Raw genomic sequence first — 22,291 nt, forward strand, 5'->3', positions numbered from 1 at the left:
GAGGTCCCACATTGAACCGGGTACCAATGACCGTTGAAGGCGCAGAAGCGCTGCGCTCAGAGCTGGACAATCTGAAAAAAGTTGAACGCCCTACCGTTGTACAGGCGATTGCTGAAGCGCGTGAACACGGTGATTTGAAGGAAAATGCCGAATACCACGCGGCGCGGGAAAAGCAGGGCTTTATCGAGGGCCGTATCCAGGAAATCGAAAGCAAGCTTTCCCACTCACTGGTCATTGATGTGAAGAGCATCGAGCCCAGTGACAAGGTAATTTTCGGTACTACGGTAACGATTATTCACCTGGATGACGATAAGGAAGTCACATACAAAATTGTGGGTGACGACGAGGCCGATGTTAAAAAGCACAAGATCTCGGTGAACTCTCCGATTGCCCGCGCGCTGATTGGCAAGGAAGTGGGTGATGTGGTGGTGGTCCAAACACCTTCCGGTGCGGTGGAGTACGAAATCGATGCGGTTGAGCACCTGTAAATTACAGGCGATTAAAAAAAGGGCGGCCATGGGCCGCCCTTTTTTTTCTTGTTATTGCCAAACGTAACTTTGGTTAGCATGGCCAGACTGCATTACCGTAGCAGTTTCATAGAGGCCGAACTGTCCCACCAGGCTATTGTTATTGTGCCCTGATTGGCGAGCCGAAGCGGTGTGTCCAGAACCGATCTGTCCCAGGTACACATCATTGTGGTGGCCTCTCTGACGGGCGCGTGCACTGTGGTCATATCCAGCCTGGGAAATATCCGCTTCCTGGTTGTGGCCACGCTGACGCATACGGGCGTAGTGATCACCACCTACCTGACGAATATCACCATCATTGGATTCACCGGACTGGCGCATGCCGGCATCGTGGCCAAAGCCGCTCTGGAAGGTATCTGCGTTGTGCAGTTCTCCTCTCTGGCGAATAACGGTCTCAGAACCAACGCTAACAACCTGGGTGGCGGTTGCCGTGTTGTGGCTGTCCATCTGGCTAATCATCACCATGTTGCCAGCACCTGCAAACTGATAGGTGAGGGCGTAGTGGTTGTCACCAGATTGCTGATGGGCGGAGTAACTGCCGAGCTGTCCAATCTGGTAGGTCTCAGATACGTTGGTGTTGCCGGACTGGAAGCTGAACGACTCGTTGCCGGCACCACCGCTTTGCAGCAACTCCGCTGAATGGTGATCGCCTTCCTGGTACTGATAGCCATAGCTGCCGAGTTCAATACTGTGAGTGATCTCTGCATCATTGCTATGGCCATGCTGTTCCTGCATGGCGTTGTTATCCCAGGTCAGCGGCCCGGTCTGATCGATAGTGGCATTGTTGTGGCCGCCATTCTGGTCCTGAGTGGCAGTGTTACCGCCCGCATAAGCGGTTCCACTGATGGCCAGGGTTAGGGCTACAGCGATAGGGGTCAAAGTCTTCATGAGTGTCTCCATTACTACAAACTTCAATGAGCATCACATGGTGGAAAACCAGCCTAAATGGCTGAAAGGGGGTGGCACGTCATCCTGCGCCGAGGGTTTTACAGCAGGTGCACCTAGCCGGGGGGGTAGGTATCACTGTAAAGAGGGGGAGCAGCGTTGCCGTACAGGCATTGCCGCCAGTCAAACAGGTAAGCGGGAGAGTAGGACTGATACATTTTGATGGCTTCCCTGATACTGCTTAGGAGTCCAAAATTTCGTTCCGTCCCCAATATTCTTGCTGGGAATTGGGGGTGGGGCTATAGGAGAAAAGTTGTAAATCCTTGAGAAGAAAGTGCTATTGCACAGTACCGAGCTTAACTTCTCTCTCTATAGCTTTTGCCTGTTGCTATGAATAGCGCGGGGATTTAAGTCGAATTTTTCGATTGGCAATTTTGCTGCGAGCCTATTTACTGGGAAATATGGCTGCTGTTGGAAATGCCGATCTGTAGGGTGTTGCTGGATGCTCCCGCTCTTATCTGGCTGGTTTGGACTTGGTTAAATAGGCCAATCTGGGTGCTACTGGCCATTTGATTCAGACCTAGTTGAGAAAATGAAACGTTATTTTCCAGCCCAATTTGGTTTGATTGGTTGGCATTGCCAACACCAGCTTGCAAAGAATTTGCTGAATTTAACAACCCTTCCTGTGAAGCTGATGATGAATTTCCCGTGCCCAGCTGCTCCATTTCGGAAAAGTTAAGTGCGCCTGTCTGGGTAATTGAAGATTCATGAGCGATGCCGGTTTGCTCACTGACACCTAAATTAAGCAAACCTGCCTGTGAGATTGAGGCATTACCGGTAAAACTGAATACTTGTGCCACGGCGGCGACATTGGCTCTATCTGTCTGCTCAATATTGACGCTGTTATTGGCCCCGGAAATCTGTACCGTGGTGGCAACCTGTCCCTGGCCATCCTGAGTATGCAGGGAGAAACCGTTTATTTGGTTAACTTGCCGGGTGAGCGATCTGCTATTAGAGCCAATCTGTACGCTCTGTCCTGCATTGTTGCTCCCTGTAGATTGGGAGACTCTGGAAAAATGATTGCGGCCGGTTTGAAATTGGGAAATTGTGCTGTTTATTTCTATGGATTGAATGCCGGTTGCGTCATTAAAAAAGCCAATTTGCTCTTGCAAGATTAAGTTGCCCTCATTAAGCGGAAATCTTTGGTTGGCAACGGCATTGTTGCCAATACCAACTTGTATCTGCTCTACGGTTTGGTCATTCCCAAAGGCGGAATGGACGGAAAGAAATGCGATAAATGTGACTACCGGCGAATAAATAACTTTTTTCACGAATACCTCCACGACTACATAACAAGGAGCATGAAAATTACGGTTTTAAAGTGCGGCGTTGGCAGGAAAACATAGAGAAATTACTATTGGAAATTAAATTCCGGACAGTAATTATTAAGGGCGCTAAAAGCGAATTGACCCAACTACCGCTATTTTCATTGTTGATGGCAATATAGTAAGTTTCTATAGGACTTTAGTCTCAATTTAATGGGAAATAAGTATCAGGAAATGAGTGCTTTTACTTCAGGGTTCCAGTCGGAATAAGTTGATCTTACTCCGACTGGTAATAACTCCGTTACTGTAAAACCACTGCTGTATTACCGGTACCGGTTTGGGTAATATTGGCGGATTGGGAGAAACCGTTTTGAATCACAGTTGCGTCATTCATACTGCCAGACTGATTAACGATCACCATATGGCCACCGCCTAATCCACCATTGCCGGCCTGCATAATATTGGCGGAATTTAAGTAGCCATCTTGAGTGACGTAGGCACTGTTATACCAGGACACTTGCACGATGGTGGCCATGTTGCCCTCGCCATCCTGATAGAGGTCCAATTCGTTGTACATATCGGACTGGGCGACATCTGCGCTGTTGGCGGCGCCGATCTGTTGGATACTGGCGTAGTGCCCGGTGCCTTCCTGGCTGATTATGGCCTCATGGCTTGAGCCTTGCTGGAATATCAACGCATCGGAATTAAAACTCGCGTATTGACCAATCAAGGCGCCATGCAACTCACCCATTTGCTCTATAACAGAGACATTATCGCTACCGAGATGTTGTTGGATTTCTGCTTCATTACCCGATCCCACCTGCCGTATTGTTGATTGCCCATGCTGTGTGGCCAATTGGTAACTATTGGCACGATTATTAGAGCCCGACTGGAATATTTCTACGCTATTTGCGATCCCATCCACTTGCAGGCTATAGGCGTCGTTAAGACTGCCTTCTTGTATTTGGATAATTGAGCTTTCAATTTCGTTTTGCTGTACGGCCTCTGCAATATGAGCAGAGCCGTCCTGACTGATCTCCAGGTGATTATCGATAGCGCTTGGGTCAGTTTGATCCGCTACAGCTGAGTTACTGGAGCCACTTTGGGCGATTAATGTAGTATTTTCTGCAGCATAACCCAAGCTGGTGGCAGATATCGCCAATACCAGTGGAATTACGGTAATCTTCTGCACGGTTAACTCCTGTGTATTACCGTCTAGTGGTAAATCCGGTCGTTAAAACTTTTGCCTGTGTTACCTGTGAAGTGAGTAACGTCAAAATGTGAGAAATCGTTTACATGGAAAACTGTAGACGAAGAATTTTGAAACCACTGCTACGTAAGAAAATATTGATGCAGTATTTTTATCAGGTAAGGAAAGAATGCCATTCTTTGGGTATCTTTGTGATTGACTCATAAATTAAAGTTGGCATTGAAAAATGCATTCTTTCCTCTATCTATATTGGAAATATAAAAACTTTCAACCGGAACGAATATGCCGCTACTGCATAATAAATCCTTGGTTTAACACGCCATTCTGAATGCCAATAGCCGTTTGATTGTCGACGCTTTGGGTAATAGTATGAAGGTTAGTTGTTCCTATTTGGGTGCTACTTGCAGTTTGCATTGCTCCAGCTTGATCCACGATGGACATATTGCCAGTACCATCTTGTAGCGTAGAAACCAACAAAATATCTCCCGTCTGGGTCTGGGTACTAATGTTACCATCTCCTATCTGGGTACTTGTTGCTACTAGGATGTCACCCGTTTGTATAGAAAAGTAAGTATTCAGATTGCCCGTTTGCGAGGTGGTCAACAGATTATCAAACCCTGTTTGTTCGGCATCTGCGCTATTTTGATCACCCGTTTGAGACACATTTAGGCTGTTAAACGTGGTGGTAGTTTGAGTCACTAACATCTGGTTATCAAAGCCAGACTGATAGAGGTTGACTGTATCGAAACTACTGTCTGTTTGAGAGAAAATGACGTCATTTGCAGAGCCGAACTGAGAAATGTCAACAAAGCTGGAAGAAGTACTGTCCTGTAAAGTAGAGGCGAAATTTCCAGTGCCCTCCTGATAGATATTTACCTCTGCATCATCTGAAAAATTAGTTTGAGTCGAGTCAGCTTCATTCCCCAGCGTTACCTGTTCATGCCTGATGATACTCAAGTTGGTTGAAGTGTCTTGCAGGCTATTGCTAACCTGTGCTTCATCTGCCTGAATAACCTCAATAAAGTTGTTAGTTGCCGTTGGATCTACTTGGTTTGCAGTCACCTGGTGATTGTTACCCGTTTGTTCCACGGTAGTTGTATTTCCATCCGCATAAGCAATTGACCCGACAAGGCATAAACTGATGCCCACGGAAATTGGTGTATGGATTCGCATCGATATCTCCGATTGAAGGTAAGGTGGATTTTTCTTATCCCCATGATTTCAGTTGCGGTGAAGCATCAAGCCTAGGAAGGACAAAAGACTCCATAGATAGGGTATGGCATTTATTGCGCAAGGAGTTTGGCACACCTTGTTTTATTGCTATCCCTAATAGGTATTATCACTGGAGTACCTGATAATACCCTGATGCTGGTATGAGTTTTATCGTAAGCCTCAAGTATTGCTATGGGAAGTTAGTGCCTAAAAAATAGGAAAAACTTCTTTGTTGTTGTTTTTTGCGTTACCTGGATGTGCCTGTAAAGGGATACGATAAACGGATTTAAGCGATAGGTTTGTAGAGTTATAGTGAGGTTTAGATTGGGCTACCTGTTAGAGTAGCCCGTTAATAAACAACTAAACAGATGTTATTGAAAAATAAAGCCCATATTATTACTGCCATTTTGAGTGGCATTGGCTGTTTGGCTGATGCCGTTCTGGCCTGTCTGGTGCGAGTTGTTTGTACCTATTTGCAAAGTGGTTGCCAAATTATTACTACCTCCTTGATTCATATTAATCATATTCATAGAGCCTATTTGAGTCGATAATCCAGTTGCGAATGTCCCAAATTGTCCATGAAAAGAGGTGTTGTTATCACCATCCTGCATAATGGTGATTGAGCCCTGCTGACTACTTTGTACAGCACTGATTGTATTGGAGGTACCAATCTGAGTGGCATCAATCAAGTGGGCCAGACCTGTCTGCGTATATCCAGCACCATTTGAATCTCCAGATTGTGAAGATATGGTGGTACTTGAGTCGCTATTTGCTTGGGTAACTGTAGCCAGGTTTTGAGTGCCAAATTGCTCAAAGTCGGCATTGTCAGAAACGCTATTTACCTGGCTGATAGTGGCAGACTGAAGGGTTCCGAATTGCTCAACACTACCGCTGCTGGTTGTTGTATTAGTTTGGCTTGTAGTTACGCTGTGACTAACGCCGTCCTGGTAAACAGTCGCTGTTGTATTAGAAGCTGCCGTTTGAGTTGAAAAAATGGAGTTGCTGTCTCCGAGTTGTTCCTGATCAATTCCATTAGAGGTGCTGTTTGTTATCTGCGCAGCATTAGCAGTATTTAGGTTCCCGGTCTGAATTTGAGTAACTAAATTTCCAATAGCAGTAGGATCGCCCTGATCCACAGTGGCACTATTGGTTAATCCGCTTTGTAAAACTGTAGCGGTATTATTAGATGCGACAGCATTGTAGCTTGGGATACACAGTAAGAGTCCGATGGCTAACGATTGGTGACGTATCATTTTATCTCCGTGGAATTTTAATTTTGAATATAAAAGATCTTGAATAGCTTGAATGAAATGAAGAAGCAGATTATCTGATAGATATAGTGATTTTTACTTCTTCAATACTATATATGCAGGACTATTGTAGAGTGTTCACTTATGGTGGCTATGAGAACTTAGTATGGATAAATTGAGATTAAAGTTTGTGAGATGATTTTTTTTCGTTAAAAAAGGCCGACTTTAACAGTCGGCCTTTATCTTGATTACTGAATAATCACTGCCACATTGCCATCGCCCACTTGGGCGGGAGCGGCTGCGTTGAAGTCACCTACTTGGGTCACAGTTATGGAGTTGAAGTTGCCAACTTGCGATGATGTAGCGCTATTAAAATCACCAGGTTGAGTCACTGTCAGGTTATTGAAGGTACCATCCTGAGCCGCCTGGGAGAAGTTGTCGAAGCCACTTTGGGTGACGACAGCCGTGTTAGTGAGTCCCACTTGTTCTGTATATGCCCAGTGATCACCACCACTTTGGTTGTGTACCAATGTCTGGGAAGTACCATTCTGGAGTCCTTCACTGTAGTTGCCGTCATCAGACTGGCTGAAGAAGATGGTGTTAAAAGAGCCATCCTGGAAAGAGAAAGTTGTACTGTTGCTGGCCAAGACTTGCTGATGGGCGACTATGTTGGTGTCTCCCGCTTGAATCATCGTCATGCTACTTGATGTGGTGCCACTTTGTGTCGCCGAAGCAGTACCATTTGTACCTGTTTGAGTAATCACCGCTGAGTTTAAAGATGTAGCAGTTTGTATTCCCGCAGCAACATTACCATCGCCGGACTGATTGATAACTAGTGTATCATTTGCACTAGAGGTCTGAGCGGTAGTTGCAAGTTGTGCTCCACCACTTTGGGTAATGGTTGCAACACTGGTGTCTACAAAACTCTGGACCGTTGTAGCAATCTGTCCATCATCTATTTGAGTGATAGTAGCGACAGGAACATTAGAATCATTTTGAAAAGACTCCGCAAAGTTCAAGTCTCCTACTTGAGTTTGAGTAATTACTCCTAAGTTATTACTACTGGTTTGCTCTGCGTAAACCTCATTGTTGTCACCAGTTTGAGTCTGGGTGATCAGGTTATTAGTTACCGTCGGATCACTCTGATCAGCGGTTGCCATGTTACCAGTACCATTCTGATTGAGAATGGCGGTATTGTTCGATGCGAAGGCTCCGGTGCTGGCGATCGCCAGAAGAACACTGGCGGCAATAGGTGTGTACTTGGTCATCTGTAACTCCATATAGATGTCAAATATCGCTGTACAGCTTTTACAAACAAAAAGAAAACAGCATCATTTGATATTGGAAGAGTCTCATCCTCAGGCATATTACAACCGTGCCAGAAGTATGTGAGGAAACAGGGATAAACCCGACTGCTTAATAACCTTCACATTCCTTGTAAAACCTAGCAATATCATTTAAACAGCAGCTTGATGCTGATTAGAGTTTTGTCGTCTTCTGGAGTTGCAGCCATAGGACGGAAGTGCCGAAACCTTAGGAATAAAGTTCTTTTTTGAACTAGCTATGGCAAATAGTGTCAGCTGATTTGGGGGGGGGCATTAAATGCATGAAATGGTTGTTTCATGGGAATTTAGGGGCTAGTAATAATAATTGAAGCTTGCACTTAGCCCACCAAGTTGAAAATAGGCTGGCGTTTAAAGCCAGCCTACTCCCTTAACTACTGAATAATAATTGCCATGTTGAAATCACCTACTTGAGTAGGTGTGGCCGTATTGAGATCGGTTGATTGGGTTACGGCAATAACGTTGTTATTACCGGTCTGCGAGGCGACAGTGGTATTGAAATCGCCAGGCTGGGTAACGGTCAAGCTATTGAATGTCCCAACCTGGTAGCCTTCAGAATAGTTATCAAAGCCTGTCTGGGAGATCACGCCAATATTGGTGGTACCCACTTGCTCAGTATAAGCCCAGTGATCATCTCCAACTTGAATGTGGGTCAAGCCCTGAGTAGTACCATTTTGGAAGCCCTCGCTGTAGTTCCCATCACCTGCTGTCTGTGATGTAGTGAATGTGTTGGAAGTGCCATCCTGGAAGGAAACAGAGGTACTGTTGGTGGCCATAGTTTGAATGTGTATTACAGAGTTTGTGGTACCTGCCTGAATAGCGTTAACAGTGCTCGAGGTACTGGAAGTTTGAGTAGAAGTTGCAGTATTGGTGGTTCCTGTTTGGGTTAAGATTGCGGTGTTAAATGAACCGTTAGTTTGGATAACATTACCTACATTACCGTCGCCGGACTGAGTCACTACAGCATTATCATTTGTGCTGGAAACTTGGGTTACTGCTGCTACTTGCGGACTACCACTTTGGGTGACAGTAGCAACGCTGGTATCTACAAAACTTTGTGTAGTTGTTGCAAAGTGACCGTCGTTGATTTGGGTGATAGTAACAATCGCAGTGCTGGAATCATTCTGGAAGGACTCTGCGTCATTCATATCCCCGACTTGAGTTTGGGTAATTACACCGGAATCATTAAAGCTGGTTTGCTCTGCATAAACTACGTTGTTGTCACCGGTTTGGTTTTGTGTGATCAGGTTGTTGGATACAGTGGCATCACTCTGATCAGCCGTGGCCATGTTGCCAGTGCCATTTTGGTTGAGAATGGCGGTATTGTTGGTTGCGAAGGCTCCGGTACTGGCGATCGCCAGAAGAACACTGGCGGCAATAGGTGTGTATTTAGTCATCAGTAACTCCATAGAGATGTCAAATATAGCTGTACAGCTTTTTACAAATAAAAAGAATTCAGCACCATTAGATATTGGGAGTGTTTTGTCTCAGGACACGATACGGCTGTGCCAGGCGTATGTGAGTTATCTGGAGTGAAACCGACTGCTTCTAACCTTCACATTCCTTGTGAAACATCTAGCAATATCATTTTTAACAGCAGCTTGATGCTGAATAGAGTTTTGTCGTCTTTGGGTGTTGTGGCTATAGGGAAGAAGTCTCGAAACTTTAGGAAGAAAGTTCTTTTTTTAAGGTGGGGTGATAAAGCTTGTCAGAAAATTCTTTTATACGGCGCGAGGTGCAAATAATCACATTTCTGATGAACTTACTAAGTTGCAGTAATAATTATTGTCACTTAATAAGCTTACATGAATTAAAATAAAGAAGTCTAATCAGATGAAGGGGAATCAGAGAAATATTATTTGTTATTAGTCATATTGGCTAATATATGTTGTTGTGGCTGTTCCGCTAACAGTGACTGAGGTGTGAAGGCCATTCCCACTTTGGTAAATGTTGACGTTATGAAAACTGCCAATCTCTTCCACATGGGCACTATTTTGTATTCCAAATTGGGATATACCCGCAGTATTGCCAACTCCATACTGGTTGATATCTATAAAATTCTCAAAACCTATTTGTATCAACATTGAATAGTTGTAATTCCCGACCTGACTCGATGTGACAATATTATCTTCACCAGATTGGGTGACCGATAAACTATTTCTATTGCCGTCCTGGTGAGCAGAAGTGTAGTTGTTACTACCTGATTGTCGGGTATGTATGTTGTTGTTTCCACCTTCCTGGTTGATTACGGTTAAATTTGTGACGGAGTAAAGGTTGGCTGCGCTTAATTCGCTCGCAACAGCCAATTCACTACTGGAATCCAAGTCTGAGCAATGGCCTAAACCCGGAAGGTTAACAACAGCCATTGCTAGGGTGGCAGAAAAAATAATTCTGAATTTATGGTACATCTTTCCAGGTATCCCAATTTTAAGCCGGGCTTAAAAATCTAATTTGTCAGTCATTGATTCTACATAATGACAGTGCTGTCATTGAGGTAGTACTGCAATATCGGATTTTCGATCTCATCCGGATTGGCAAGTGCCCAAGAGTTGTGCACTATGCCTTCACTGATCAAATGAATCACAGCAGATTCCATCGCTGAAAGCATAGCAAGCTGTGCGGGTTCGTTATAAGTAGTACCAGCTTCTAATTCCAACAGGCGCCGATATTTTACGTAGCGAAATACATCGGCACTGATTGCCTTGGAGTAGACAGTTTTAGAAGTCAATACAGAGTGGAGCACCCGTCCGGAACGAATGTCTATGGCCCGCAAGTTCACTGTTACCTGATCCACGCGATACTGCTCATCTGCGCCAATACCAAAGTAGCGAGCACCTGCGCCACCGGTTTGAATATTTTGGTCGTAGGCAACGATGCCGCCTTCTAATAAGACATTTGCAGCCACGAGTGTGGGAAGTGGCACACTGTTATTGACGGGAATATCCGGCTTGGTTAATCCTGCACGGATAATCTTCCGCTCAGTCAGCAGATTTTGCAGCCCTTCACGTTCCAACGGGATAAACCAGCCGGACTCATTGAGTACGTCCATGAGCATGGCCGCGCCACCTTGGGTGACTGCGGTAGAGAAACTGCTGTTTGGTGCGGGCTTATACTGGCCGGTCTGATCGCGGAAACCGTATACCGCCACCAATATTTTACCCTTCGGTTGCGGAAGGTTGATCAGGTCCCGATAGGTGTTTTTCCTCGGGGTGAGCATTGCATCTGTGATGCCCGGACCAAAAAGTGCATCGCCCACATCTTTGACGGCGGAACAACTACTTAGCGTCATTAATGTCGCTACGATGGGCAAAGCTATCACTTTTTTTATTGCATTACGCATTGCCAAAGAATCCTTTGAAATTTAAACGTTCGTTAGTTTGTCGGGTTTAGCCCGCTTACAACGATTTCGCTTTTATCTCCGGTGCTGCGGTCGGTGATAAGCACTGTTAGGACACCATCGTTATCAACGATTTGTACGATAAAGTCGTCTGTAATCAGTTCTCCACTATTACCATCACCAACATCGGTTAGAAGTTGGTTTAGCAGGCGGGTTTCCAGCGAGTCGCTGAACCTATCCAGAGCACTGGGTTGTTCATAGAGGCTGTCTGGTTTATCCGGATCTTCGTGAGTATCTTGTGACTGCGCATTTTGCAGAAGGTAAGTACCATTGAGTGGGTTGCCACCAAAATTGGGGTTTACCGGTTCATAGATTAATTCGGTGGCGGAGACGTGATGATATGAGAACGCCGCCAGAGAAAAAATAGCGGTACCCAGTAATGATTTGATCTTCATTAGAATTCATCCTTACCCAAATCAAAGGTGTCTGTGAGTGAGCTGCGAACACGCGCTTGCAGTACTTCCTGGTGAATATATTGCGCGGCCTCATCGGCCAAGCGATGAATATTATTGGTGCTTGGACTGATAAAACGCCTGAAAACAATTTTGTCGTTATAGGTAACCCAGATGAGATTTCCCCAGCGTGCTGAGGGTCTTTCGTAAATAGTTAAGTTGTAAGTGGCATCTGGATAATTAAGGTTTCTGTATTCGCTCATGTAGCGGGCAAAATCGTGCCCGGTACGGGTTATGGTTCGATCAATATTGAATCCACTGATTTCGTCTTCGAGTTTTCCAGAATCGGTATCTGCTGGAGGGACCTCTGTGTCATCCTGGCCAAAGGCCAGGGATGCACACAGTGTCAACATCAACAGGGTTAGTCTCATATCCTCTCTTCCTGGAGATTGAGCTTGGCCCAATTACTGGCCTGCAGCCGGTTTTTAACTCCAATTTTTCGGAAAATGTTATACATGTGATTTTTCACAGTGTGTTCGCTAAGGTGCAATTTTGTTGCGATCACACTGTTGGGTTCACCGGTAGTGAGTTGGCCGAGTATTTCCTGTTCCCTGCGGGTAAGAGGGAGGGAGTTTTGTGGGCTGATATGTTGTCGCCCCTCGGCACTGTGAATCGCGGTATCCAATTTGTGAATAAGGTTTTCCTGACTGGTATTGCTATCACAAAGTAGGTGAAAACCTTTCTGGCGTAACTTTTCCGATATATGAATGGGTAGGTTGGCTGGGAGATTAATCAGTAAAGCTTTTGCATGGCTAATCTTCTTTAGATCTGAAAGAAACTGCTTTGAGTCAGAGCTCACACCAATTTGCCAGCAATCTATCACGATAGCCTGATAATGCTGCAGGCAGTTTTTTTGTTTTCCAATGCTAGATTTTTCCCAGGGTATGGGAATAGCTTGCGAAAACAGTGAAAATAATAGATCGCCTTGAAGGCCGGAGTTGCTAAAAAAAAGAACCGGCATATACCTCGTACCTCTCCTTGATACAGATAGATCTCTCTTAAAATAAGAGTTTGACCTTCCATCGACTCCTGTCGTTTAGGTTCCCAAAATTACCCCACGTTATCTGCCATGACGACGTGGGAGTCAGCGTAAAATTGTTTCTGCCGTGTTAGGGAAAAACACTCACTCAATGAGAATTTAGTTTGGAGTGTAGACGTAGGAGGGGTAAGGCTTAGGAAAAAATGTGCCTTATTTATGGGGTTTGAATATTTTTAGTTTGGTTCGGTTGCGGTTTTGAAGTTTGGAAATGTATTGTTTTACTTAGTCAGAAATTTGAAAGGTATGCGTTCAATTTATTTTTTTGGCATTTTGTATCTCGCATATGGTGCTGTTTTTTTTCTTTGGCAAGTATTGTGCTTTATTGTTGATTTTCTCTACTCGATGTAGACGTTTATTTTTTTAATTTCTAACGGGATAAGCTTAAATTGATGTAAAAGAACAACTGTTTTCAGGTAACTTAATGATGTCACCTGTATAGTTCAGTATTGTTGGGTCGCCTTAACGGCCCTGCGTCTATATCAGCTATCCCTGTGTTTCCAAAATTAGGGCCTGATCCCAATGGCAAAGCTGTCGTCATACTCCTGTACAAATTGTGAACTTTTGGGCGAATGTGCTGCCCGCAGCTGTTAGGATAGAGGCCAATTGGGCTGATAATGAAGGGGGGAGAGATGAGTCAACTAATGCAAAGTTTACCACTTTGGCTTTGGGGTATCCTGGGATTGATTGTTTTGTTCCTGGCCCGTGAGCCTGTGCATCACGCCGTATATGCTATAGCGCGTCTGGGCCATCGGGCGTTGCGCTTTGTGGCGAGCAATATTGATTCCGCAGAACAAAGACTGGTAGAGCGCAATCGAGAAGTACTTTTTGCTGAAGGCAGGGACACGGCAGAGCGCCAGATTGAAAGAGAATTTGAACGTATTGAGCAAACCGTACAGCGGGATTTGGCACTGTATCCAACCTTACATAGAAAGCTCTGTGAACAACTCAGCAGCTTGGATGAAGACTATGTACGCAGTGCTGAAATAGCACCGGAACCGTCAAACTGGGCCAGGGCTATTCGAGCTGTCTCGGAAATACCCGGTAAAGAGGACCCAGTGGTAGCTGATGTTCTCGATACTATTAATCAGTCTATGCGCAAGGCCGAGTCCAAAGCTCTGGAGTCCTATCGTGAGTCCACGCGGGAGAGGCATCAATTACTAAAACGTATGCTGCCCAGTTGGCGTGCAATGCTTTCGACATTGGGACGTATTAACAAAAATGTAGAATCGGTTATTCGGCGGGCCAAAGCGCTGGATGGCCATATGGAGCGCTACGAAGAGATTTTGCAGGAAACGGATAAAAGCCTTCACTTGCTGTCTTCATCCTCTTTCAGCCGCTTTCTGACAGCTTCTCTGGTACTAGTGGTTGCTTTAGCTGGTGCTATGGTGAATTTCCAGTTACTGGCACAGCCGATGGCGGCAGTACTGGGCGCTGAAGCTTCACTTGGCAGTTATAGTCTCGCCAGTATTTCAGCCGCAGTGGTTATCTTTTTGCAGATCACTGTCGGATTGTTGATTATGGAATGCTTGCAGGTTACTCGAATGTTTCCTGCGGTAGGTTCCCTCGGTGAGAGTACGCGCAGGTTATTGCTGGGAGTGGCTTTGGCACTCTTATTGGTTTTGGCTGTAGTCGGTGGAAACCTGGCTTTCTCCCGTGAGTTGATTCTGCAACAGCAGTTATTAGGTTCTGAGCAGCTTTGGCCAATTCCTCTGGCACAGATGGGACTTGGGTTTGTGCTTCCCTTGATTCTGGCTTTTCTGGCAATTCCTTTGGAGCAGTTTATCCGTTCAGCGCGAACGGTAATTGGTATTGGTGTGGGCTTATCCCTGCGAGGAATGACCATAATACTGCGGTTTTTGGCGATGGCTTCACTGCACTTAGGTGTTTTGGCTAATCGTTTTTACGACATCGTTATTTTTGTTCCCCTCTGGTTACAGGCTTTATATGTGCGTCAGAAACAGGGAATTGGAAGTGAGGCTAAAGAACCGGCGGGGAAAGAAGAGTCCAAAAAGAATACCGTGCTTGCTGACACTGACTCTGTTGCCAAATTAGCGGAAGAGGCGTAATCGAAGCTAACACTATCCAGCTTGAAAACTGACAAAATAATAAGTGTGGTGAAGCATGTTTTGGTTGTCGTTCTTTTTAATTGCCCTAGTCGTTCTATTTCTTTATGCCCGGTCTGCACCGGGCAAACCTTGCCCCCTGTGGTTTCCTCAGGGGGAGGGGCCGATGGTGATCGCACATGGTAATGACTGCGGTAATGGCCTCTACCCAGGAAACACGGCGATTTACCTTGAAAAAATGGTGCAACTGGGCGTGGATGCTATTGAAGTGGATCTGTGGCTCTCTGCCGACGGCCATTTAGTGTTGATTCACGACAGGGAGCTGGAAATGTTCTCTGATGGTGCGGGGTTTGTAGAGGATAAAACCTTAGAGCAGCTGCGTCAGTTAAATATTGCCTATCTCTGGACTCGGGATGGAGAGCATTACCCCTATAGAAAAAAGCCCCTGCGAGTGTTGACTCTGGAAGAGGCGCTGGCAATGGTGGGGGATATGCCAATGATACTGGAGATTAAAAGCCGCCAGTATCGCGCTGCAAAAGTGTTGAAGGATGTGCTGGCAACGTGTGGAAAAGGCGAGCAGGTCGTTGTTTCCTCATTTCACCAAGGGGTGATTAATGAGTTTCGTCGACTCTGTCCGCAAGTAGCGACGGGCACGCCTACCGTAGAGGCGGTGGTATTTTATATTGCACAGTTACTCCGAGCAGAGAAACTGCTGCGACCAAGCTATAGCGCGATGCAGCTACCGATGGAGCAAAAAGGTATTCCCGTAGTTACTGAAAGTATGGTGCGAGCCGCTAATAAGAAGAAAGTCCATTTGGCGGTATGGACCGTAAATGGTATGGAGAATTACCGGCGCTATATTGATCTGGGCGTACACGGCATTGTGACGGACCGACCGGACCTGCTGTTGGAGATGTTGGCGCAGCAGCGAGAAACTTTATTGAAGCAGGCAGCCTGAGCTAAATAATCAGTTGCCGATGATATTGGAAAGAAATAATAACAACTGGGAGTTTTTATGAAGAACGTAGTAGGTTCCGTCGCCCTGGCGGTTTCTGTATTGGCTGCATCTTTTACCTCTGCGCAGGATCGGTTTGCCAATGTGGAAATTAGTAGTGAATCCGTGTCTGGCAATGTTTATATGCTCAAAGGGGCTGGGGGCAATATTGCGGTACTGGTGGGGGAGGACGGTACCTTTATGGTGGATGACCAATACGCGCCTTTGACCGCAAAAATTCAACAGGCAGTAGCTGAGTTAGCCAAGCAGCCTTTGCGTTTTGTCATTAATACCCACTGGCATGGAGATCATACCGGCGGTAATGAAAACCTGGGTAAAAGCGGCGCCCTGATTGTGGCTCACGAGAATGTGCGCAAACGGGTAAGTACCGAGCAGTTTATTGAGGCGTTTAAGCGCAAGGTTGAGCCATCTCCTCCAGAAGCATTACCGGTGATAACCTTTACCGATGCCACTACCTTTTACTGGAATGGCGATAGGGTAAAGGTCCAACATGTGGGGCCGGCGCACACGGATGGTGACTCCATCGTGCATTTTGCCGAAGCCGATGTGATTCATATGGGAGATATATATTTTAACGGCAACTATCCCTTTATCGATCTCTCTTCCGGAGGCTCGGTGGATGGCATGATCGAAGCTATGGACACCGCTCTGGCAATGGCGGGGGAAGATACAAAAATTATTCCCGGTCACGGTCCTCTCAGTAATCGGGCAGAACTGCAACAGCAGCGCAATATACTGGCAGGGCTTAGGGACAAAGTGAAAGCGATGGTGGATGAGGGTAAAACCCGGCAGGAAGTGATTTCTGCAAAACCGACTGCGGAATTTGATGCGCAGTATGGCCAGGGTTTTATGACACCGGATATTTGGACCGGGATCGTTTACGACTCCCTGACGCAGTCTTAGAGAATAAAAAAAGGCGGCGCAGTGAAAACCTGCGCCGCCTTTTTTGTTGGATTACCCGGTGATTTTAATCTGTAGTGGCATTCGGGGTCATGGGCCCGCCAAATTCAGGATTACTTTCCACTGCTTCTTCATTGTGTTCTTCCCGCACTCGGAACCAAGCGGCATAGAGTGCTGGCAGGAACAGTAGGGTGAGTCCGGTTGCGACAATCAATCCGCCCATAATGGCGACCGCCATAGGGCCAAAGAAGTCACTGCGGGACAGTGGAATCATCGCCAATACCGCAGTCAGCGCTGTCAAAACAATCGGCCTGAAGCGTCTTACCGTCGACTCGACAATTGCATCCCAGGGACTGAGGCCCTGACTGATATCCTGCTGTATCTGGTCCACCAAAATCACCGAGTTACGCATAATCATTCCCGCCAGGGCGATGGTGCCCAGCATGGCGACAAAACCAAAGGGTTTGCCAAACAGCAGCAGGAACAGGGTAACGCCGATCAGACCCAGGGGAGCTGTGAGGAATACCATGGTGGATAGGGACATACTGCGCAATTGCAGCATCAGCAGGGTAAAGACTACCAGCACAAATAGCGGCATACCGGCATTGACCGATTTTTGCCCCCGCGCAGATTCTTCCACGGTACCACCCACTTCCAGCAAGTAGCCCGGCGGTAATTTATCGCGAATAGATTGAAGTTGAGGCCACACGGCATTGACGACGGTCGCCGGTAATTCTTCCCCATAAATATCAGCGCGCACGGTAACGGTGGGTAGGCGATCCCGGTGCCAGATAATACCTTCCTCAAAACCGTATTCCAGGGTGGCAATCTGGTTCAGCGGTACACTGCGGCCGCTGTCGGTTTGTACTGCGAGGTTGCCCAACTGGCGCAGGGCATAGCGATCGTCTTCATTACCGCGCACACGCACGTCGATCAGCTCGTTATCTTCCCGGTATTGGCTCACAGTGATACCGGTCAAGGAACTTTGCAGAGCCTGGGACAAGGTTGCACTGTTGACGCCCATCGCGCGAGCGCGGTCCTGGTCGATATTGAGGTTGATAGATTTACTGGGTTCTTCCCAGTCCAGGTGCACGTTGGTCACTTGTGGATTGTCCCGCAGGCGCTCGGCCACTTCCCGGGCCAATCCGCGCACTTCGCGAATATGTTCGCCGGACAAGCGGAATTGCACCGGGTAACCTACGGGCGGGCCGTTCTCGAGGCGGGACACACGGCTGCGCAGGGTGGGGAACTCCTCATTCATCGTATTGATCAACCAGCTGCGCACTTGCTCGCGCTCTTCGACACTGCGGGTCATTACAACAAACTGGGCGAAGCTGGCAGCGGGCAGTTGCTGGTCCAAAGGCAGGTAGAAGCGCGGGGAGCCGGTGCCCACATAGGCCACGTAATTTTCTACCTGATCGTTTTGCGCCAGCAGGGTTTCCAGCCTTTTGGCCTGGTGCTCGGTGGATTTCAGCGAGGCACCCTCGGCCAGCTTCAGGTCCACCATCAATTCGAGACGCCCGGAAGAGGGGAAGAACTGTTGCGGAACCAGTTTGAACAGAGCGAGCGAGCCGACAAAAATCGCCAGGGTAGCCGCGATCACTGTTTTGCGATTGCGCAGGCACCAGGTAATAAAGCGGCGGAAGCGCTGGTAAAAGGGTTTTTGGTAGGGGTCTGCCACTTCACCGCCGTGGCCGTGTCGCGCCAGGTTTGGCAGCAGGTAGTGGCCCAGATAGGGTACAAAGACCACGGCGGCAATCCAGGAAACGATTAGCGACAGGGTGACCACCTGGAAAATAGATCGGGTGTATTCACCGGTACCGGACTGGGCGGTGGCAATCGGTAAAAAACCGGCGGCGGTAATCAGTGTACCGGTGAGCATGGGAAAAGCGGTGCTGGTCCAGGCGAAGCCGGCGGCTTTTAGTCGACTGAGCCCCTGCTCCATTTTTATCGCCATCATCTCCACCGCGATAATGGCGTCGTCCACCATTAAGCCCAGGGCGAGCACCAGTGCCCCCAGCGAGATCTTGTGCAGTCCGATATTGAAGTAGTGCATCAGCGCGAAGGTCATCGCCAATACCAATGGGATCGACAGCGCCACAATCAATCCCGGGCGGCTGCCAAGGGAGAAAAAACTCACTAGCAGTACGATACCCAGGGCTTCGGCCAGCACTTGCAGGAATTCGCCAACGCCGCGTTTTACTGCCGCCGGTTGGTCGGAGACCTTGCGCAGTTCCATACCTATGGGCAGATCTTCCTGTAGTCGGGCAAAGGTTTCGTCGAGGGCTTTACCCAACTTTAAAATATCTCCTCCTTCCTTCATGGACACGGCGAGGCCGATGGCGTCCTCTCCCATAAAGCGCATGCGGGGCTGGGCCGGATCGCTAAAGCCGCGGCGGACCTGGGCGATATCTCCCAGGCGCTGGGTGCGGCCATCTGCGGTAATAGGAAACTGGCGTATTTCATTGACTGAGGTGAATTGTCCGCTCACACGGATGCGCACCCGGTCGCTGACGGTATCCACAAAGCCGCCATCGGTGACCTGGTTTTGCGCTTGCAGGGCGTTTTGAACCGCAGACAGGGGAATGCCCATGGAGGCCAATTTGGTGTTGGATATTTCCACCCAAATTTTTTCGTCCTGCAATCCCAGCAACTCGACCTTGCCTACATCCTTAACTCGCTGAAGGGCCAGTTGCAGCCGCTCAGCGTAGTCCTTCATCAGTGCGTAATCGAAGCCACTGCCGGTGAGTGCATAAATATTGCCGAAGGTGGTGCCAAACTCGTCGTTAAAAAATGGGCCCTGGATATCCGGCGGCAGGGTGTGGCGAATATCTCCCACCTTTTTGCGCACTTCATACCAGAGATCGGGAATGTCACGGGAGTGCATATCGTCCCGGGCAACAAACAATACCTGGGATTGCCCCGGACGGGAAAAAGAGGAGATACGCTGGTAATCACCGGTCTCCAGTAATTTCTTTTCTACCCGTTCGGTAATCTGGCGGGACACATCTTCGGCGCTGGCGCCGGGCCAGACGGTGTTGATCACCATCACCTTAAAGGTAAAGGGTGGATCTTCACTTTGCCCCAATTGGGTATAGGAAAAGGTTCCCAGCAGTCCCAGGACGATCATTGCGTAAAGCACCAGCGGGCGGTTTTTTAAGGCCCACTCGGAGAGGTTAAAACCCATGGCAGTTTCTCTGTTTCAAGGGCGGCTCTGCTGTTCGCGGCCGCACTTTGGAAATTGTTATCGAGGCTTTATTGGGAATTAATTTGCGCGGGCAGGCATTATTGTTCCCGCGCCTTTAATTTATTCCTGATGGGCGAGAGACGGCCCCTGTTCGATGGGGCGGTTCATACGGTCCACAGGGCGCACCACCATACCTTCCTGCAATAAATGGGTACCTGCGGCCACAATCCAGTCATTGCGTTCCAACCCGGAAAATACCGAGACAAACTCCTCACCGTAGGGGCCCAGGCTGACCGGAGTTTTGTGCAGCGTTTTTGTCTCTGGATTTAATACCCATACAAATGCGGCGCCATCGTCAGCACTGACTGCTGACATAGGAACTTGCAGCACATCAGTTGTTTCCGCCCTGGGGACAAATGCCCGTGCACTCTGGCCGATTTCTACACCACTCACTTTATTTTCGAAAGCGACCCTGGCTTCAAAGGTGCGGGATATGGGATCGGCTGCCGGCGATAGTTCGCGGATGCGTGCGGGGAAAGATTGGCCCGGTTGGGACCAGAGTTCGACAGTTAGCGGTTGGCCCACTTTAAAGCGGCTGATGGATTGTTCCGGCAGGTCGATACGCACTTCCCGTTCACCATCGGCTGCCAGCTCAAAAATGCCTTGTCCTGCGGCAACGACCTGGCCGGCCTCGGCCATGCGGCGGGCGATCACGCCACTTTCCGGCGCCTTGAGTACGGCGTAGGCAGCCTGGTTGCGGGCAACATCCAGCTGTGCCTTGGCCTGCTGTAGTCGCGCTTCGCTGGCTTCGAATTGGGTTTCTACGGTATCGAACTGGGATAGGCTCACCAGCTGCTTTTCCAATAGCTTGCGGTGGCGCGAGAGTTCACTGCTAGCCAGGCGCTGGTCTGCCTCGGCGGAAGTATGGCTGGCGCGGGCTGAATCCAGTTGTAGCAGCAGGTCTTCAGTATCCAGTTCCGCCAGGGGCTGGCCCTGCTCCACACGGTCGCCGACATTTACCAGGCGCCGCTGGATTTTCCCGCCGATACGGAAGGCCAGTGCCGGCTCGAAGCGGGCTCTTACCTCACCGGGATAGACATCGGTTTGGGCGCTGGCCAGGGTGGGGCGCACCATAACAGCGGGCCGCGGTTTGGTTTCTTGTTCCTGGGATTCAGAGGGGGCACAAGCGCTCAGCAAAAGGCTGAGTGAGAGCGCAGCGAGGATTAGCATTCGGTACATATTGGCTTCCTTCCCCGGCGCTGGCGCGTCGAGGCAGATCCGTGACTGGGTCAAGCATGGCCGGGCGGCCATCAATGTTATACTGGCGAGTATAGTATATTTAATGAACTAACGAGTCTAGTATATGGAGAGCTATGTCTGAGCAGACCCAGACGGCCGCCCAGCGCGGTCGCCCCAAGGATCCGGTGAAACGCCAAGCCATTCTGGATGCCGCCCGGGACCTGTTTTTATCCCACGGTTTTGCCGCTACCAGCGTGGATGCGGTGGCCTCGGCTGCGGGAGTATCCAAACTTACGGTCTACAGCCACTTCTCCGATAAGGAGACGCTCTTTAGCGCCGCTATTGCCTCTCGCTGCGAAATGATGATGCCCCTGCCCATCTTTGCTTTAGAAGAGGGGGAATCGGTAGAGCAGGTCCTGGAGCGTATTGGCGACGCTTTTATGGGGATGGTGGAGAGCGAGGATAGCGTGCGTCTGTTACGCCTTTTGTGTGCCCTGGCATCCCAGGAGTCGGAAATGGCCCAGCTATTTTTTGACGCAGGTCCCCAGCGGATTTTGGGGGAGATAGAGCAGCTACTGCGCAGAGCCAATCAGTTACAGATGTTGAAGGTGGATAATCCCGCCGTAGCGGCGGAAGATTTTATCGGCTTGTTGCTGGGTTGCCATCATATGCAGGTCTTGATCGGCTGCCGACAAATGTCGACACAGGAAGAGCGCCGTGAGCGCGTACAAAAGGCGGTGAGAACCTTTATGTGTGCCCACCACTAGCGCCGGAATTATTGCCTGTATTCTTGGGCTGCTCCGCCATCGCGGGGCACAGGACAATATCACTGGCGACCTGGATCCACTCAGGTTTGTTGCGGCTGTAAACATAGCGCTCGGGATAAATAAATTCCGGTGCATCAAAGGCGCCGCCGCCAAAGCCCCGATATTCGGGTAGGAATTCCAGTGTCCAGGTGAGCGTGCTGCCGCAATCGGGGCAGAACTGGCTCTTTATCCAGCGACCGGCATCGGAGTAAAGAGTGTGGGTTTGCAAATGGCCCTGAAGAAAAGCTATTTGTTTCTTTTTGAAGTAGACCGATAAGCCGATGGGGCTACCGCTGCGCTTTCTACACCACTGACAAGAGCACAGGCTGACCCGGCGAGGGGAGCCGAGGGCGCGAAAGCGCAGTTGCCCGCAAACGCAGCTCCCTTCGTGATATTCCTCCACCATGCTAAGTCCACCGCTGTACCGCCTTTACTAAGGTT

The 22,291-nt window shown here is 48.4% G+C and carries 21 protein-coding genes; 6 read left to right on the plus strand and 15 right to left on the minus strand.

The features are described from left to right. Window positions 1-11: 11 nt before the first annotated feature. Window positions 12-488 carry a transcription elongation factor GreA gene (gene greA / locus ACJJI6_RS20530; RefSeq protein WP_413663270.1) on the plus strand — a complete coding sequence of 159 codons (477 nt, stop codon included), beginning with the start codon at window positions 12-14 and terminating at the stop codon, window positions 486-488. A 51-nt stretch (window positions 489-539) separates the two neighbouring features. Here the strand turns inward: greA and ACJJI6_RS20535 are convergent, their stop codons facing one another. Further along, window positions 540-1,415: a hypothetical protein gene (locus tag ACJJI6_RS20535; RefSeq protein ID WP_475711914.1), complete on the minus strand. Its 876-nt coding sequence runs from the start codon at window positions 1,413-1,415 to the stop codon at window positions 540-542. Between ACJJI6_RS20535 and ACJJI6_RS20540 the strand changes: the two genes are divergently transcribed. Beyond that, entirely contained in the window at window positions 1,414-1,635 is a 222-nt protein-coding gene (locus tag ACJJI6_RS20540; RefSeq protein WP_475711915.1) for a hypothetical protein, read from the plus strand. The two genes, ACJJI6_RS20535 and ACJJI6_RS20540, sit on opposite strands and share 2 nt — an antisense overlap. 226 nt (window positions 1,636-1,861) lie before the next feature. Here the strand turns inward: ACJJI6_RS20540 and ACJJI6_RS20545 are convergent, their stop codons facing one another. The 11 genes from ACJJI6_RS20545 to ACJJI6_RS20595 form a co-directional block, all read right to left on the minus strand. Beyond that, entirely contained in the window at window positions 1,862-2,743 is an 882-nt protein-coding gene (locus ACJJI6_RS20545; protein ID WP_475711916.1) for a hypothetical protein, read from the minus strand. Between the two features lie 295 nt (window positions 2,744-3,038). Next, window positions 3,039-3,929, minus strand: coding sequence for a hypothetical protein (locus ACJJI6_RS20550; protein ID WP_475711917.1), 891 nt, complete (start codon window positions 3,927-3,929; stop codon window positions 3,039-3,041). 306 nt (window positions 3,930-4,235) lie between these two features. Next, entirely contained in the window at window positions 4,236-5,120 is an 885-nt protein-coding gene (locus ACJJI6_RS20555; protein WP_475711918.1) for a hypothetical protein, read from the minus strand. A 410-nt stretch (window positions 5,121-5,530) separates the two neighbouring features. Further along, window positions 5,531-6,412 carry a hypothetical protein gene (locus tag ACJJI6_RS20560; protein WP_475711919.1) on the minus strand — a complete coding sequence of 294 codons (882 nt, stop codon included), beginning with the start codon at window positions 6,410-6,412 and terminating at the stop codon, window positions 5,531-5,533. Between the two features lie 245 nt (window positions 6,413-6,657). Next, window positions 6,658-7,677, minus strand: a complete 1,020-nt coding sequence (locus ACJJI6_RS20565; RefSeq protein ID WP_475711920.1) for a hypothetical protein — start codon at window positions 7,675-7,677, stop codon at window positions 6,658-6,660. 449 nt (window positions 7,678-8,126) lie between these two features. Then, the gene (locus ACJJI6_RS20570) at window positions 8,127-9,149 is read right to left on the minus strand and encodes a hypothetical protein (protein ID WP_475711921.1); all 1,023 of its coding nucleotides are present in this window, start codon (window positions 9,147-9,149) and stop codon (window positions 8,127-8,129) included. A 468-nt stretch (window positions 9,150-9,617) separates the two neighbouring features. Next, the gene (locus tag ACJJI6_RS20575) at window positions 9,618-10,160 is read right to left on the minus strand and encodes a hypothetical protein (protein WP_475711922.1); all 543 of its coding nucleotides are present in this window, start codon (window positions 10,158-10,160) and stop codon (window positions 9,618-9,620) included. 59 nt (window positions 10,161-10,219) lie between these two features. After that, window positions 10,220-11,092 (minus strand): CsgG/HfaB family protein, encoded by an 873-nt coding sequence (locus ACJJI6_RS20580; protein WP_413663259.1) that lies wholly within the window; start codon window positions 11,090-11,092, stop codon window positions 10,220-10,222. A gap of 32 nt (window positions 11,093-11,124) precedes the next feature. Then, on the minus strand, window positions 11,125-11,544 hold the full coding sequence (locus tag ACJJI6_RS20585; protein WP_475711923.1) for a curli assembly protein CsgF: 420 nt from the start codon (window positions 11,542-11,544) through the stop codon (window positions 11,125-11,127). Continuing rightward, a complete protein-coding gene (locus tag ACJJI6_RS20590) occupies window positions 11,544-11,972 on the minus strand; it encodes a CsgE family curli-type amyloid fiber assembly protein (protein ID WP_413663257.1) in 429 nt (142 codons plus the stop codon). The genes ACJJI6_RS20585 and ACJJI6_RS20590 overlap by 1 nt, the downstream gene beginning before the upstream one ends. Further along, on the minus strand, window positions 11,969-12,400 hold the full coding sequence (locus ACJJI6_RS20595) for a response regulator transcription factor (RefSeq protein ID WP_282931332.1): 432 nt from the start codon (window positions 12,398-12,400) through the stop codon (window positions 11,969-11,971). The genes ACJJI6_RS20590 and ACJJI6_RS20595 overlap by 4 nt, the downstream gene beginning before the upstream one ends. A gap of 869 nt (window positions 12,401-13,269) precedes the next feature. Here ACJJI6_RS20595 and ACJJI6_RS20600 point away from each other — a divergent pair. The 3 genes from ACJJI6_RS20600 to ACJJI6_RS20610 all read left to right on the plus strand — a co-directional run bounded on the left by ACJJI6_RS20600 (window position 13,270) and on the right by ACJJI6_RS20610 (window position 16,621). Continuing rightward, window positions 13,270-14,706, plus strand: a complete 1,437-nt coding sequence (locus tag ACJJI6_RS20600; protein ID WP_475711924.1) for a hypothetical protein — start codon at window positions 13,270-13,272, stop codon at window positions 14,704-14,706. 163 nt (window positions 14,707-14,869) lie between these two features. Beyond that, the gene (locus ACJJI6_RS20605; RefSeq protein ID WP_475711925.1) at window positions 14,870-15,661 is read left to right on the plus strand and encodes a glycerophosphodiester phosphodiesterase family protein; all 792 of its coding nucleotides are present in this window, start codon (window positions 14,870-14,872) and stop codon (window positions 15,659-15,661) included. Window positions 15,662-15,718: 57 nt separating this feature from the next. Continuing rightward, complete coding sequence (locus ACJJI6_RS20610) at window positions 15,719-16,621, plus strand: MBL fold metallo-hydrolase (RefSeq protein ID WP_475711926.1); 903 nt, start codon at window positions 15,719-15,721, stop codon at window positions 16,619-16,621. 64 nt (window positions 16,622-16,685) lie between these two features. On the opposite strand, the gene ACJJI6_RS20615 is transcribed toward ACJJI6_RS20610, so the two are convergent. Both ACJJI6_RS20615 and ACJJI6_RS20620 read right to left on the minus strand, forming a co-directional pair. Then, the gene (locus ACJJI6_RS20615) at window positions 16,686-19,805 is read right to left on the minus strand and encodes an efflux RND transporter permease subunit (RefSeq protein ID WP_475711927.1); all 3,120 of its coding nucleotides are present in this window, start codon (window positions 19,803-19,805) and stop codon (window positions 16,686-16,688) included. A gap of 120 nt (window positions 19,806-19,925) precedes the next feature. Then, window positions 19,926-21,044, minus strand: coding sequence for an efflux RND transporter periplasmic adaptor subunit (locus tag ACJJI6_RS20620; RefSeq protein WP_444891968.1), 1,119 nt, complete (start codon window positions 21,042-21,044; stop codon window positions 19,926-19,928). Window positions 21,045-21,178: 134 nt separating this feature from the next. On the opposite strand from ACJJI6_RS20620, the gene ACJJI6_RS20625 reads away from it, so the two are divergent. Beyond that, window positions 21,179-21,811: a TetR/AcrR family transcriptional regulator gene (locus ACJJI6_RS20625; protein WP_413663250.1), complete on the plus strand. Its 633-nt coding sequence runs from the start codon at window positions 21,179-21,181 to the stop codon at window positions 21,809-21,811. Here the strand turns inward: ACJJI6_RS20625 and ACJJI6_RS20630 are convergent. Beyond that, a complete protein-coding gene (locus ACJJI6_RS20630; protein ID WP_475711928.1) occupies window positions 21,792-22,256 on the minus strand; it encodes a GFA family protein in 465 nt (154 codons plus the stop codon). The genes ACJJI6_RS20625 and ACJJI6_RS20630 overlap by 20 nt on opposite strands. Between the last annotated feature and the right edge of the window lie 35 nt (window positions 22,257-22,291).

Source organism: Microbulbifer maximicatervae (SeqCode) (genome assembly GCF_056232625.1).